At 64.3% G+C, this 15,605-nt stretch carries 8 protein-coding genes and 1 pseudogene; 4 read left to right on the top strand and 5 right to left on the bottom strand.

Annotated elements, in window-relative coordinates; genetic code table 11:
- Nucleotides 1-124: 124 nt before the first annotated feature.
- Nucleotides 125-1,765, top strand: a complete 1,641-nt coding sequence (locus QM797_RS17820) for a GMC oxidoreductase (protein ID WP_502942358.1) — start codon at nucleotides 125-127, stop codon at nucleotides 1,763-1,765.
- Between the two features lie 31 nt (nucleotides 1,766-1,796).
- On the opposite strand, the gene QM797_RS17815 is transcribed toward QM797_RS17820, so the two are convergent.
- Nucleotides 1,797-3,410, bottom strand: a complete 1,614-nt coding sequence (locus tag QM797_RS17815) for an alkaline phosphatase D family protein (RefSeq protein WP_283277006.1) — start codon at nucleotides 3,408-3,410, stop codon at nucleotides 1,797-1,799.
- 121 nt (nucleotides 3,411-3,531) lie between these two features.
- Between QM797_RS17815 and QM797_RS17810 the strand changes: the two genes are divergently transcribed.
- Nucleotides 3,532-3,954, top strand: coding sequence for a VOC family protein (locus tag QM797_RS17810; RefSeq protein ID WP_283277005.1), 423 nt, complete (start codon nucleotides 3,532-3,534; stop codon nucleotides 3,952-3,954).
- 67 nt (nucleotides 3,955-4,021) lie between these two features.
- On the opposite strand, the gene QM797_RS17805 is transcribed toward QM797_RS17810, so the two are convergent.
- On the bottom strand, nucleotides 4,022-4,519 hold the full coding sequence (locus tag QM797_RS17805) for a MarR family winged helix-turn-helix transcriptional regulator (RefSeq protein ID WP_283277004.1): 498 nt from the start codon (nucleotides 4,517-4,519) through the stop codon (nucleotides 4,022-4,024).
- A 76-nt stretch (nucleotides 4,520-4,595) separates the two neighbouring features.
- On the opposite strand from QM797_RS17805, the gene QM797_RS17800 reads away from it, so the two are divergent.
- Nucleotides 4,596-4,967: a nuclear transport factor 2 family protein gene (locus QM797_RS17800; protein ID WP_283277003.1), complete on the top strand. Its 372-nt coding sequence runs from the start codon at nucleotides 4,596-4,598 to the stop codon at nucleotides 4,965-4,967.
- Nucleotides 4,968-4,971: 4 nt separating this feature from the next.
- Here QM797_RS17800 and QM797_RS17795 read toward each other — a convergent pair whose 3' ends face one another.
- From QM797_RS17795 to rpoB, 3 genes are all read right to left on the bottom strand, one after another.
- Entirely contained in the window at nucleotides 4,972-5,376 is a 405-nt protein-coding gene (locus tag QM797_RS17795; protein ID WP_283277002.1) for a VOC family protein, read from the bottom strand.
- A 137-nt stretch (nucleotides 5,377-5,513) separates the two neighbouring features.
- The gene (locus tag QM797_RS17790) at nucleotides 5,514-9,470 is read right to left on the bottom strand and encodes a DNA-directed RNA polymerase subunit beta' (RefSeq protein WP_283277001.1); all 3,957 of its coding nucleotides are present in this window, start codon (nucleotides 9,468-9,470) and stop codon (nucleotides 5,514-5,516) included.
- A gap of 96 nt (nucleotides 9,471-9,566) precedes the next feature.
- Nucleotides 9,567-13,073 (bottom strand): DNA-directed RNA polymerase subunit beta, encoded by a 3,507-nt coding sequence (gene rpoB, locus QM797_RS17785; RefSeq protein ID WP_283277102.1) that lies wholly within the window; start codon nucleotides 13,071-13,073, stop codon nucleotides 9,567-9,569.
- 670 nt (nucleotides 13,074-13,743) lie between these two features.
- Between rpoB and QM797_RS17780 the strand changes: the two are divergent.
- A pseudogene (locus tag QM797_RS17780) lies at nucleotides 13,744-15,402 on the top strand (MMPL family transporter); the annotation flags it as partial.
- Between the last annotated feature and the right edge of the window lie 203 nt (nucleotides 15,403-15,605).

Here is a 15,605-nt window from a genome sequence, read left to right as displayed (position 1 = left end):
TCTGACAGGCAAACCTGAGGCCGAGCTGGGAAGCATCCTCGAGTCCGACCGAACTGTTCGCTTTTGCGCGGCAAACACGACACAATCGACAACGCTGTCCGTGAGTCAAGTAGGGGGACTTTCCGTGAACCGAAGGCAATTGCTGCGGCTGGCCGCTGCCGGAATGCTCGGCGCTGCCGCCGCTCCGGTCCTGAGCGCCGCAGGCATGCCGGGTTCCGCCCCCGCCGGCGCACTCCCACTCGGTGCCGACCGAATTCGGTCACTCGTTCCCGAACTGTTCGCAGACCCCCCGCGCCCGCCGGACCACTCGTCCGTCATCGTGGTCGGCTCCGGATTCGGTGCCAGTGCTGCAGCCCTGCGCATGGCCCAGGCCGGCACTGCGGTGACCGTGCTCGAGCGCGGACTGCGTTGGCCGCGAGACCCTTGGCGCGAGATCTTCACCGCCGACATGACCGCCGACGGACGCGGCCTGTGGCAGCAAACGTCGTTCACCAACATCACCGGCCTCCCTGTGGGACCGGTCGATCTCTTCGGTGGAGTGCTCGACACCACCCGCTACGAGAACCTCTCGGTGTGGCGCGGAGCAGCCGTCGGCGGCGGCTCGATCGTGTACACCGGCGTGACCATCGCACCGAACAAGAGATTCTTCGACCTCTCCTTCGGCGGACGCCTGAACTACGACGAGATGGCCGCCAGCTGGTACCCCAAGGCCCGTTCGATGCTCCGGCCGTCGACGATGCCCGACGACGTGTACAACAGCCCGAACTTCGCGCACTCGCGCACCTGGGACGACCACGCCCGACGCGCAGGATTCACCCCGGAAGCGGTCGACGGCAACTGGAACTGGAACGTCGTGCGCGACGAGATCGCCGGCCGTTCTCGGGCGTCCTCGACCGTCGGCGAGAGCACCTTCGGCAACTCCAACGGCGCCAAGCACGACCTGACGCAGAACTACATCCCTCAGGCAGAAGCCACGGGGCGCGCGACCGTCTGTCACAGCCACCGCGTCGCGGCGATCGGCACCGAATCCGGCGGCCGCTACCGCGTCGAGATCGAACGCCTCGACCCGTTCGGCAACGTCGTCGAGACTCGCACCGTCACCTGCGACACCCTCGTCCTCGGTGCCGGATCCATCGGTACCACCGAACTGCTGATGCGCGCCCGCACCACCGGAGCGCTGGCGAACCTCAACGAGTTCGTCGGCACCGGTTGGGGTACCAACGGCGACGCCTCGATGACGCGGTCGCTCGGCCCGATGTCTGCAGGACCGCAAGGAGCGCCGTGCGCATCCCGCATCACCGATGACTCCGGACTGCCGCTGACCGTCGAAAACTGGTACGTGCCAGGCGTTCCCGTGAATCTGGGATTCCTCGGCTCGCTGGGTATGACGATCGATCCGCTGCGCGGGAACTTCGGATTCGATTCCGCTGCAAACAGATTGACCCTGAACTGGCCCAAGGGCGGCAGCCGCGACACCGTCGAAGCCCTACGCGCGGTGCAGAATCGGATGGCGCAGGCCGGCGGCACCGTCGTCGCCGCCGAACCGTTCACCCGCGATGTGGACGACACCTTCACCGCACACCCACTCGGCGGCGCAGTGCTGGGCGACGCCACCGACGACTACGGCCGGGTGAAGGGTCACCCCGGTCTCTACGTCGTCGACGGTGCGCTGATCCCGGGAAGCACCGGAGCGGCGAACCCGTCACTGACGATCACCGCGCTGGCCGAACGCAACGTCGCACAGATCATCGCCGACGGGCGCTGAGACACGGGCGACGGGCGCTGACCCGCAGGCACTAGCCGAGCTGGATCTCGGGCCGTCCTTCGGGAACGGTGACGGTCATGGCCGTCCGAACCGGCTTACCCGGCGACGACACTGCATCGAGAACCCTTACTTCCGAACGCCATTCGTTGGGCGTGAGGGTGCTGCGAAGATAGCCGCGACGGGCGTTGCCGTATTTCACGTGCGGCGAACCGTCGGCGATGGCAGCTCCGGCGGAGTCGACATCGGCGCCGTCCTTGCCCGACGCGATGGACGTGGTCGCGATCTCGACACCTTGCATCGGCGACACTTGATCCTGGTAGTCGCGGCGCAATTCCGACACGATCGTGCGGTGAATGTCGCCGACGATCGACGCCACGTTCTTCGTCCCGCGGTCCCTGGCACCGTCGAGGATGCGGTGACGCGAGGCCTCGTACCCGCTCCACGGATCCATGCCGACCTTGCGATCGTTGCCCTGTCCCCGAGCGAGATCTGCGATGACCGTCTGATGCGCCAGGAAGTTCCACCTCGACGGTGACGCGAACCCGTCGAGAATCCATTGTTCCTGTGCCGCACCGGTAATGGTGCGCGACGGATCGGCGGTCTCGGCATCCTGCGCGTGCTCACCGTCTCCGTGCGCCTGATCGCTGCGATACTGCCGGGTGTCGAGCACCGAGAAATCCACCAGATCTCCGAACGAGAACCGTCGATAGACCTTCATGTCCGGGCCTACAGGCTTCAGATTCGCGCGCACCGGAGTGTTCTCCCACCACGCCTTGAAGGCATCAGCTCTGCGCAGCAAGAACTGCTTCGGATCGTCGTTGTCCTGGCTGATCTGCGAGGCCCAGTTGTTGTCCACCTCATGGTCGTCGAACGTCGAGACGAACGGTGCCGACGCATGCGCGGCAGCCAGGTTCTCGTCAGCCTTGTACATCGCGTATCGGTCGCGATAGTCGCTGAGCACCATGGTTTCTCGAGCCGCCGACTCGGTGCGCGGCTCACCCTGTCGAGCACCCTCGTCCTTGATCGCGTACTCGTAGATGTAATCGCCCAGAAAGAACACCACGTCGAGATTCGAGGCCGCCAGGTCCCCGTACGCGCCGAAGAACCCGTCCTCCCATTTCTGGCACGACGCCCAGGCGAAATCAAGCCTGCTCAGCGGTTGCCCCACTGCCGGTGCAGTTTTGGTACGACCGACCGGGCTGGCGTGCGGGCCGACGAGGAAACGATAGAAGTATTCGCGGGCCGGCTCCAGCCCGCGGACGTCGACGTGAATCGACCAGCCGTCGAACTCCGTGGCGAGCTCGATGCCCTGTGCCACGATGCGGCCGAATTTGTCGTCGGCTGCGATCTGCCACTGCACCGGCACGACACCGGGAGTCATTCCGCCCAGCGGCGCAAAGGGATCGGTGGCGAGCCTGGTCCACAGCACCACCGAATCGTGCAGCGGATCACCTGAGGCCACGCCGAGACGGAAGGGGTAGTCGGGGGTCACGACGGACTGTGCGTGCGCCGTGGTTCCCGCGAGTTCAGGAGTGAAGGCGAGCGCCCCGACCAACGCACTCCACGTCAGAAACTGTCGGCGCGTGGCCCCCGCCCGCAAGGAAATGTCCCGCCCGATCCGAATCTCATTACCCTGTCTCACCATTGGTCGAGACTCTCGCGCCCGGGCAAACGGTGCCCGTCATCGACTCGACGGCGAGGTGAACTCCGGCGATCTTCCCGATTGAGGACCGAGTACGTCCGCGATCTCCGGGAGGCTCACGGCTATGACGAACACCGACCGCACCGGATCCCAGATCGACCACCTCAACATCGGCGTCGCCGATCTCGCCGCCAGCGCCGAGTTCTACGGCGCTGCACTCGCACCGCTCGGGATCACCGAGATCCTGCGGGTACCGCACACCCCCGAGGCGAACCAGCTCGCCATGATCGCCTTCGGTTGGGCGGAGCTGAAGCCCTTCTTCTGGATCGTCGACGCACCGGGGTCGACCATCGGCCCCCACACCCATCTCGCGTTCAGTGCCCCGGACCGCGCCACGGTCGATGCCTTCCATGCCGCAGCGCTGTCGGCAGGAGCGATCGAGCTCCGGCCTCCAGGACTACAGCCGGAATACCACGCGACGTACTACGGATCGTTCGTGCGAGACCTCAACGGCATCGACCTCGAGGCTGTCTGTCACCACGGATGAACGACCTCGCCGTGATCCGAGTTGGAGGTCGTCATTGCGGTTGGGGCAGTCGTTGCGGTTGGGGCAGTCACTGCGGTTGGGGCAGTGTCCCTTGGGTTCGTATGTGATCACGCAGACGAGTGAGAATCGTTTCGAGAGTGGAGACTTCCTCGGGTGCGAGCCCGTCGAAGAACAATCTGCGCACCACATCGACGTGACCCGCTGCCGATGCGTCCAGAGCTGCCCGGCCCGCTTCGGTGATCACTGCATCCGTGGCCCGCGCGTCGGTAGTCGAGACCGTGCGATCGGTGAGCCCCCGCGCGGACATCCGGGCGAGGTGGTGAGAAGCCCTGCTGCGCTCCCAGCCGATCTCCGCGGCCAGGTCGGTCACCCGGCGACGCCCGTCGGGACTGTCCGCCAGCGCGACGAGCACCGAGTAGTCGGCCAGGGAAAGACCGTGATCCTCAGTGAGCTGACGGTTCATCTCGAACGTCATCTGCAGCGACAACCCCATGTAGGCGCGCCACGCCGATTCCTGGGAGGGCGTCAGCGAGGGAGAGTCGTCCGTCGACTCATTACGTGACATGTCATGTTCTTTCTGGGATGCTTGATCCGGGGTGCAGGCCGAGTAGACCCCGACAACCCAACCTTAGGGGCACACCATGCACAGCACTTCTCACGCCGAGTTGGTACGCGCCAACGTCGTCGAGGTATTCAACGCCACCGACGCCGAACGACGACGCGAGCTGATCGAAGTTATGTACCACCCCGACGCGGTGTTCTACGACGCCGAGAACACCGCGACCGGACGCGAAGCCGTCATCGACGCGATCACCGCGCTCCTCGCGGACTCCGCCGGCTTGTCCTTCTCCGTCACCGTCGAACCCGCCGTACTGGGCGACGTTGCCCGCATCTCCTGGGCACTCTCACCGCCCAACGCCCCGGCCGTCGTCACCGGCCAGGACTTCGCCGTCGTCAAGGACGGCACGATCGCCGAGCTGTACACGTTCGTCGATCAGAAACAGCCCGGCTGATCCGTCAGGCCTGCACGATCCACACCGAATTACCGTCGGGATCCCGAAGCGCGAACATGGGCGGCACGCCGTCCACCTCTTCCATCAAGTCGTCGAGATCGACGCCGCCGAGAGCACTCAAGCGAGCATGCTCGGACGCGACATCGGGCGTCTCGACGCCGATGGACCCGCCACCGGGCGAACCGCTCATCGGTGGGTTCAGGGCGAGTCGTGCGGTCGAACCGGACGGTGCCACTTCCAGCCACCGGTACTCGCCCTCGGGACCGAAACGCGAATCACTGCGGACCTCGAAGCCGAGCACGCGCGAATAGAAATCGAGGGCCGCGTCCTGATCGGCCACGGAGAACATGGCCACGCCGATGTTCACGATGGTGCTGGATGCCTGTGTGTTGTTCGTCTGGTTACTCATACGCGTACTGACCTGATCACCGGCGAGAGCCCCGCACCGACCGAAGTCGATGCGGGGCTCTGTTTGTCACGCCCTGTCGTCGTGAGTGGAAATTCGTAGTGGACTACGAATTTCTGTGCACGTGCGACGAAGTCGCTCTAGCGGTATTCGTTGGAGAAACCGTAGTCGTCGAGCGGCACTGCAGCGCCGGTTCCCTGGCCGAAGCCGTCCGGGCTGTAGTACTGATCGTCGTACGACGGCACCGCGTACGCCGCGGCACGTGCCTCTTCGGTCGGCTGCACCGTGATGTTCCGGTACCGGTTGATGCCGGTACCAGCCGGGATGAGCTTACCGATGATTACGTTCTCCTTGAGACCTATGAGCTTGTCGCTACGGCAGTTGATCGCCGCATCGGTGAGCACACGAGTGGTCTCCTGGAACGACGCTGCCGACAGCCACGAGTCGGTGGCCAGCGACGCCTTGGTGATACCCATCAGGACCGGACGTCCGGCTGCGGGCTCGCCACCCTCGGAGACGACGCGACGGTTGCTCGACTCGAATTCGCTGCGCTCGGTGAGTGAACCGGGCAGGAATTCGGTGGAGCCGCTGTCGATGATCGTCACGCGACGGAGCATCTGGCGAACGATCGTTTCGATGTGCTTGTCGTGAATGGACACACCCTGCGACCGGTACACCTCCTGGACCTCGTTGACGAGGTGGATCTGCACCTGACGGGGACCCATCACACGCAGGACCTCGTGCGGATCGGCAGCACCTTCCATGAGCTGCTGGCCGACCTCGACGTGGTCACCGTCCGCCAGAAGGCGCTCGGTGCCGTCGTCGTGCTTGAAGACACGCAGACGCTGACGCTTGGAGAGCTTGTCGTAGACAACCTCTTCGCCGCCGTCGTCCGGGACGATGGTGATCTTGTAGAAACGATCGCCGTCCTCGAGCTGGATGCGTCCCGACACGTCCGCAATCGGAGCCTTGCCCTTCGGCACACGGGCCTCGAACAGCTCCTGCACGCGAGGCAGACCACCGGTGATGTCATCTCCGGCGACACCACCCTGGTGGAAGGTACGCATGGTCAGCTGGGTACCGGGCTCACCGATGGACTGTGCGGCAACGATACCGACGGCCTCACCGATGTCGACCAGCTTGCCGGTGGCCATCGAGCGGCCGTAGCAGGTGGCGCAGACGCCGGTGCCGGTGGTGCAGGTGAGCACCGAGCGAACCTTGACCGACGTGATGCCCGCAGCGAGCAGCGCGTCGATGGCCGGGTCACCGAGATCGTGTCCGCGAGCGACGACGACCGTGCCGTTCTCGTCGACAGCGTCGTTCGCCAACGTGCGGGCGTACGTGCTGGTCTCGACGTGAGCGTCGCGGATCATCTTGCCGTCGGCCGTCTTCTCGGCGATCGTCGTGACGATGCCGCGCTCGGTGCCACAGTCGGTTTCCCGAACGATGACATCCTGCGAGACGTCGACCAGACGACGCGTCAGGTAGCCCGAGTCGGCGGTACGAAGCGCCGTGTCGGCCAGACCCTTACGAGCACCGTGCGTATTGATGAAGTACTCGAGGACCGTCAGGCCTTCCTTGAAGGAAGACTTGATCGGACGCGGGATGAACTCACCCTTCGGGTTGGTCACCAGGCCCTTCATGCCGGCGAGCGAGCGAACCTGAGTCATGTTTCCGGCTGCGCCGGACTTCACGATCATCGGGATCGGGTTGTCGTCGGGGAAGTGCGCCTCCATGGCCTTACCGACCTGCTCGGTCGCGTCCTGCCAGATCTTGACCAGTGCAGAGTTGCGCTCGACCTTGTCGAGAGCGCCACGCTGGTACTTCTTCTCGATCTGATCGGCCTGAGCCTCGAACGTCTCCATGATGGCCGGCTTCTCCGGCGGCACGAGCACGTCGGAGATCGAGATGGTGACACCCGAACGCGTGGCCCAGTAGAAGCCTGCGTCCTTGAGCTTGTCGACGGTCTGCGCGACGACGATCATCGGGTAACGCTCGGCGAGATCGTTGATGATGGTCGACTGTCGCTTCTTCGGCATCTGCTCGTTGACGAACGGATAGTCCGCCGGCAGCAGCTCGTTGAAGATGACGCGTCCGAGAGTAGTCTGCGCGGTCCACGCCTCGCCACGAGTCCAGCCGTTCGGGAACAGCTCGTTCTCGATGTCGCGCGGGGGGCGCTGAATCGTCAGACGAACACGGATCTGCGACTGCACCGTGAGCGATCCACGGTCGACGGCCATCTGTGCCTCGGCCGGGGAGGAGTACGCCCCGAACTCGGCATGATCGGTCTTCGCATCGGCGCGCTCGCCGACAGCACCGGCGTCCAGACGCGTCAGGTGGTACAGACCCGTCACCATGTCCAGACGCGGCATGGCGAGCGGACGGCCCGATGCCGGCGAGAGGATGTTGTTCGAGGACAGCATCAACACGCGTGCCTCGGCCTGAGCCTCGGCGGACAGCGGGAGGTGGACAGCCATCTGGTCACCGTCGAAGTCGGCGTTGAACGCCTCACAGACGAGCGGGTGCAGCTGGATGGCCTTACCCTCGACGAGCTGCGGCTCGAACGCCTGGATGCCCAACCGGTGCAGGGTGGGTGCACGGTTCAGCAGCACAGGGTGCTCGGCGATGACCTCTTCGAGGACATCCCACACCTGGGGACGCTGACGCTCGACCATGCGCTTGGCCGACTTGATGTTCTGCGCGTGGTTGAGATCCACCAGACGCTTCATCACGAACGGCTTGAACAGCTCGAGAGCCATCAGCTTGGGCAGGCCACACTGGTGCAGCTTGAGCTGCGGGCCGACGACGATGACCGAACGGCCCGAGTAGTCGACGCGCTTGCCGAGGAGGTTCTGACGGAATCGACCCTGCTTGCCCTTGAGCAAGTCGGACAGCGACTTGAGCGGACGGTTACCCGGTCCGGTGACCGGACGTCCACGACGGCCGTTGTCGAACAGGGCGTCGACCGACTCCTGCAGCATCCGCTTCTCGTTGTTGACGATGATCTCGGGAGCACCGAGGTCGATCAGACGCTTGAGGCGGTTGTTGCGGTTGATGACGCGGCGGTACAGATCGTTGAGGTCGGACGTCGCGAAACGTCCACCGTCGAGCTGCACCATCGGACGAAGCTCCGGCGGGATGACCGGGACAGCGTCGAGAACCATGCCCATCGGCGAGTTCCGGCCGGCCTGGAACGCGGCGACGACCTTCAGACGCTTGAGCGCACGCAGCTTCTTCTGACCCTTGCCACTGCGGATCGTCTCGCGAAGAGACTCCGCTTCGGCGTCGATGTCGAAGGTCTGCATGAGCTTCTGGATCGACTCTGCACCCATGGCACCGGTGAAGTACTCGCCGTACCGGTCGATGAGCTCGCGGTAGATGAGCTCATCGATGATGAGCTGCTTCTTGGCCAGCTTGGTGAAGGTGGTCCAGATCTCTTCGAGACGATCGAGCTCACGCTGCGCACGGTCACGGAGCTGACGCATCTCGCGCTCGCCGCCGTCCTTGACCTTACGGCGCACGTCGGACTTGGCGCCCTCGGCTTCGAGCTCGGCGATGTCGGCTTCGAGCTTCTGTGCACGAGCCTCGAGATCGGAGTCGCGCTGATCTGCGACGGCCTTCTTCTCGACCTCCATCTCGGCCTCGAGCGTCGAGAGCTCGTTGTGACGGAGCTCGTCGTCGACCGAGGTGATGACGTAGGCAGCGAAGTAGATGATCTTCTCGAGATCCTTCGGAGCCAGGTCGAGCAGGTAGCCCAGACGCGACGGCACACCCTTGAAGTACCAGATGTGCGTGACCGGAGCAGCCAGTTCGATGTGGCCCATGCGCTCACGACGAACCTTGGCGCGAGTGACCTCGACGCCACAACGCTCACAGATGATGCCCTTGAAGCGGACGCGCTTGTACTTGCCGCAGTAGCACTCCCAGTCCCGAGTGGGGCCGAAGATCTTCTCGCAGAAGAGGCCGTCCTTCTCGGGCTTGAGCGTGCGGTAGTTGATGGTCTCCGGCTTCTTGACCTCGCCGTAGGACCACTGACGGATGTCGTCCGCAGTGGCAAGGCCAATGCGAAGTTCATCGAAGAAGTTGACGTCGAGCACGTAACTTCCTTTCCCCGTTATGGGTGTTGTGCTGGAAGAGCAAATGAGAAGAACGCCTGCCGGACCCACACTGGGCGGATCCGGCAGACCACAGAACTACTGAGCGAGGTCGTCGACCGTGGCAGCTTCGTTGCGGGAGAGGTTGATTCCCAGGTTGGCTGCGGCACGCTCGAGGTCTTCGTCGTCACCGTCGGCCATCGTGATGGCAGCGCCGTCCGAGGACAGCACCTCCACGTTGAGGCACAGCGACTGGAGCTCCTTGAGAAGCACCTTGAAGGACTCGGGAATACCGGGCTCGGGAATGTTCTCGCCCTTGACGATCGCCTCGTACACCTTCACGCGGCCGACAACGTCGTCCGACTTGATGGTGAGAAGCTCCTGCAGCGTGTATGCGGCACCGTAGGCCTGCATGGCCCAGCACTCCATCTCACCGAAGCGCTGTCCACCGAACTGAGCCTTACCACCGAGGGGCTGCTGCGTGATCATCGAGTACGGCCCGGTCGAACGAGCGTGGATCTTGTCGTCGACCAAGTGGTGAAGCTTGATGATGTACATGTAGCCCACCGACACCGGGTACGGGAACGGCTCGCCGGAGCGGCCGTCGAACAACGTGGCCTTTCCGTCGGATCCGACCATCTGCTCGCCGTCGCGGTTGGGAATCGTGCTCTCCAGCAGGCCGGCGAGCTGATTCTCCTTGGCACCGTCGAACACCGGGGTGGCGATGTTGCTGTCGGCCGGAGCCGCCAACATCTCCTCGGGCAGACGCTCGGCCCAATCGGGCTTCGTGCCGTCCGCGGCGATCTGTACGTTCCAACCGGTCTTGCCGATCCAACCCAAATGGGTTTCGAGGACCTGACCGATGTTCATACGACGCGGCACACCGTGGGTGTTGAGGATGATGTCGATCGGCGTGCCGTCGGACATGAACGGCATGTCCTCCTGCGGGAGGATCTTGCCGATGACGCCCTTGTTGCCGTGACGACCGGCGAGCTTGTCGCCGTCCTGGATCTTGCGCTTCTGAGCCACGTAGACGCGGACCAGCTCGTTGACGCCGGGAGGCAGATCGTCGTCGTCATCACGCGAGAAGACGCGGATGCCGATGACCTTTCCGTTCTCGCCGTGCGGAACCTTGAGCGAGGTGTCGCGAACTTCGCGAGCCTTCTCACCGAAGATGGCGCGCAGCAGGCGCTCCTCCGGGGTCAGCTCGGTCTCGCCCTTCGGCGTGACCTTTCCGACCAGCACGTCGCCGTCACGAACCTCGGCACCGATACGGATGATGCCGCGCTCGTCGAGGTCCGCGAGAACCTCGTCGGAGACGTTCGGGATGTCGCGAGTGATCTCCTCGGCACCGAGCTTGGTGTCGCGAGCATCGATCTCGTGCTCCTCGATGTGGATCGAGGTGAGAACGTCCTCTTCCACGAGGCGCTGCGACAGGATGATCGCGTCCTCGTAGTTGTGGCCCTCCCACGGCATGATCGCCAGCAGCAGGTTCTTGCCGAGTGCCATCTCACCGTTCTCGGTGCAGGGGCCGTCGGCGAGGACCTGGCCGGACTCGACGCGCTGTCCCTCGTCCACGATCGGACGCTGGTTGGCACACGTGCCCTGGTTGGAACGCGCGAACTTACGCATCCGGTAGGTCTTGCGTGATCCGTCGTCGGCCATGACCGTGACGTAATCGGCGGAGACCTCTTCGACGACACCGGTCTTCTCGGTGATGACGACATCACCGGCGTCGACGGCAGCACGGAGCTCCATACCGGTTCCGACGAGCGGCGCTTCGCTACGCACCAGCGGGACGGCCTGACGCTGCATGTTCGCGCCCATCAGGGCACGGTTGGCATCGTCGTGCTCGAGGAACGGAATCATCGCGGTGGCGACGGACACCATCTGACGAGGTGAGACGTCCATGTAGTCGATGTCGTCGGACGAGACGAACTCGACCTCTCCACCCTTACGACGGACGAGAATCTTCTCCTCGATGAAGTGACCAGAATCGTCGACCGGAGAGTTCGCCTGCGCGAGCGTGTGGCGATCCTCCTCGTCGGCGGTCAGGTAATCGACATCGTCGGTCACCTTGCCGTCCACGACCTTGCGGTACGGGGTCTCGATGAAGCCGAACGGGTTGACGCGTGCGTAGACCGAGAGCGATCCGATCAGGCCGATGTTCGGGCCTTCCGGGGTCTCGATGGGGCACATGCGGCCGTAGTGCGAGGGGTGCACGTCGCGGACCTCGAGGCCGGCGCGCTCACGAGAGAGACCGCCGGGTCCCAGTGCCGACAGGCGACGCTTGTGCGTCAGACCCGACAGCGGGTTGTTCTGGTCCATGAACTGCGAGAGCTGGGAGGTTCCGAAGAACTCCTTGATCGCAGCGACGACGGGACGGATGTTGATCAGGGTCTGCGGCGTGATCGCCTCGACGTCCTGAGTCGTCATACGTTCGCGCACGACGCGCTCCATGCGGGACAGGCCCACGCGGATCTGGTTCTGGATGAGCTCGCCCACGGTACGCAGACGACGGTTGCCGAAGTGGTCGATGTCGTCGACCTCGACCGGAACCTCGACGCCCTCGGGTGCGGTCATCGAGGTCTCACCCGCGTGCAGACGCACCAGGTACTCGATGGTCGCGACGATGTCTTCCTCGGTGAGGGTCGACGCCACGATGGGCTGACCCGAGTTGAGGCCGAGCTTCTTGTTGATCTTGTAGCGACCCACGCGAGCGAGGTCGTAACGCTTGTCCTTGAAGAACAGGTTCTCCAGCAGGGTCTGCGCCGACTCCTTGGTCGGCGGCTCGCCCGGACGCAGCTTGCGGTAGATGTCGAGGAGAGCCTCGTCGGTACCGGCGGTGTTGTCCTTCTCCAGCGTGGCCATGAGGATCTCGGAGAAGCCGAAGCGCTCCGTGATCTGCTCGGTGGACCAGCCGAGAGCCTTCAGCAGCACCGTGACGGGCTGGCGACGCTTGCGGTCGATGCGGACACCGACGGTGTCGCGCTTGTCGACGTCGAACTCGAGCCAAGCACCACGGCCGGGAATGACCTTGACGCTGTGCAGGTCCTTCTCGGTGGTCTTGTCGATCGAATGGTCGAAGTAGACGCCCGGAGAACGCACCAGCTGCGAGACGACGACACGCTCGGTGCCGTTGATGATGAAGGTGCCCTTGTCGGTCATCATCGGGAAATCACCCATGAAGACCGTCTGGCTCTTGATCTCGCCGGTGTTGTTGTTGATGAACTCGGCGGTGACGAACAGCGGGGCTGCGTACGTCATGTCCTTGTCCTTGCACTCATCGGTCGAGGCCTTGACCTCGTCGAATCGTGGGTCGGAGAAGGAAAGCGACATCGAGCCCGAGAAGTCCTCGATCGGAGAGAGCTCGGTCAGGATGTCCTCGAGTCCGCCGGAGACACCGCTGTCTCCGCGGGCGGCGGCACGGTCGCGCCAACTCTGCGCACCTACCAGCCATTCGAACGAATCCGTCTGTACATCGAGGAGACCGGGTACCTCCAACGGCTCGCGAATGTTCGCGAACGAAACCCTCCTCGGGGCTCCCGGTGTTCCGACAACTGCCTTGGTCTGGCTAGAGACTGCCAAGATGCGTCCTTCCAGCACCTCACGCGGGTCGCGCCGTTCCGTCGACTGACAGGACCTGTCAGCTGACACGACATGGCGACCGCCGCTGTATCTGTTTGCTATATGTGGGGCGAATTTCGGCTGGTCGCAACCAGACCGAATCCCCATTACAGAGGCCCGAAGACGAGTCTTCGAGCAACAGCAATCGAGAGGTGGACAGGAGGCAGCCAGCGCAACGTCCAAAGGTACCCCAAATGTGCGCACAGCGCAACGGGGGCATCAAAAGTAGCACCCGAGGTCCGTTCGCGCGCCGAGTCGGCAGCAGCGTGTCGACCTTCCGCGCCGCGGACGCAAATCAACAGCGGCGTCAGAAAGCTGTGGCGTCAGAAAGCTGTGGCGAACGACCGGCGACGGTCGGTCACCGCGGGGGTGCTCCTTCACGACAAGAGTGAACCCTGCGTCTTCCTTCGTCAAGAGGTCCGAGGGAATCCGCCGCGACTCTGGCAATCGAGCGCGGCTTCTGCTTGTATTTCTTCTGTCGCAACCGGGGGGTGGCGTCGTCAGGTGATCGGGTTCGCCGCGAGACAGATCTCCTCTGTGCCGCAGGCACATTCACGGAGCGCTCACATCACGTCTCGCGGGGGGACAACATGGTTACGGTGGTGGTGGTCGACGCTGCATGCAGGTGTCGACCCTTGGGTAGTGCTGCGTGAGCAGGGGTTCGCCCGTGGTCGACTTCGTCATTGCCCGTGCACGCTGGGTCCTGGTCGTCGTGGTTGCGACCGTTCTGATCGCCGGAACCTGGGGCCTGGGCGTCGTCGAAGAACTCAGTCTCGGTGGCTACAGCGACCCCGACAGAGAGTCGGCGCAGGTCGACGCTCTCGTCGAATCCCGGTTCGGCCGCGACGTTCCGGACATCGCAGTGGTCTACACCCCGACGGACGGACGAACGGTCGACGAGATCGCCGATGCCGTCGGCACGAGCCTGGCCGGTATCGACGCGGGCGTGCTGGCCCGCGATCCCGTCACCTATTGGACGGTGCCCGACGACTTTGCTCCGGGCCTGCGATCGTCGGACGGGAAGTCTGCCCTCGCGGTGCTGACCCTGACGGGCGACGAGGATCGGCGCGTCAAGTCCTACCAGGATCTGCGCGAGAAGTTGACGATCGATGGCGTGAGCGTGCAGTTCGGTGGATTCTCGGCCGTCGTCGACGCGTACAACGAGCAAGCGCGAGCAGATCTGGTGCGAGCCGAGACCATCACCTTCCCGATTCTGCTGGTCCTGCTCCTGATCGTCTTCGGCGGACTCGTCGCCGCAGGAACTCCGTTGGTGATCGGCGGACTGAGCGTGCTGGCGTCGCTGGCCGTGCTGCGAGCATTGAACACTGTCTCCGAGGTGTCGGTGTTCGCTACCAATATCGCGTCCCTGGTCGGACTCGGAATGGCCGTCGGCTACAGCCTGTTCGTGATCACGCGGTTCCGCGAGGAGTTGCGCAACGGGTGCGGAACGGCGGACGCGGTACGCCGCACGATGTCCACCGCCGGCCGAACCGTGGCGTTCTCGGCACTGTTGTTGATCTGCGGGTTCATCGGCATGCTCATCTTCCCGCAGGCGATGATCCGCTCACTGGGCTTCGGCGGCATGGCAGCAGTGGCCGTTGCCGCCGTGATCTCGCTGACCGCACTTCCCGCCGCACTCGTACTGCTCGGCCCACGCATCGATTCGCTGAGCTGGCGCACGAGTGCGATCGACCGCGGCGAGGCACGGGCGCAGAAGTTCTGGGGCACAGTGGCAGACCGCGTGATGCGCAGGCCCATCCTCGTCGCCGGTGCCATCATCGGCGTGCTGGCCGTGCTCAGCGCGCCCATTTCCGGCGTAGCTCTGGGCGACCTCGACCACACCGGTCTGCCCCCGGACTCGCCCGCTCGGATCGCCACGCAGAAGCTGATCAGCGAATTCACGCTCGCCAACAGCGGAGTCACCGTCGTCGTCGAATCGGTCACCGATGCACCGCCGAGCCCTGCCGCGGTCGCAGAAGTCGCCGACGCCGTCGGCCGCGCGGACGGAGTCGCGGCAGCGTTTCCCAGTGGCAGCGCCGACGATCTGACCGTGGTCGATGCCATCATGACCTCGGCCGATCGCACCCCGGCCGCACTCGCGACACTGGATGCGATTCGATCGATCCCCGCTCCCGCCGGTACCACACTGAGAGTGGGTGGCAGCACCGCGCAGAGCGAGGACGGCATCGACGCGATCTACTCCACCATTCCGTGGATGTTGGCCATCATGGTGCTGGCCACTTTCACGATGACGACACTGGCATTTCGTTCGATCGTGCTCAGCCTCAAGGCAATTGCCATGGCGATGGTAAGCCTGGCGCATCATCGTCGGCCTCGTCATCGACGCCACCATCGTGCGGATGATGCTCGTGCCCGCTCTCGTCACGCTGATGGGAAACGCGAACTGGTGGTGGCATCCCACCCCTCCCCTATCGACGTCCACCGGGCAGGACGGGGCCGGGCAGGACGGGGCCGGAGTCCACGAACTTCCGGGAACTCCGGCCCCAGCCG

The sequence above is a fragment of the Rhodococcus sp. IEGM 1381 genome, assembly GCF_030056795.1.
GTDB lineage: Bacteria > Actinomycetota > Actinomycetes > Mycobacteriales > Mycobacteriaceae > Rhodococcoides.
The sequence above is the reverse complement of the archived record's forward strand: the minus strand, read 5'-3'. Positions and strand labels throughout refer to the sequence as shown.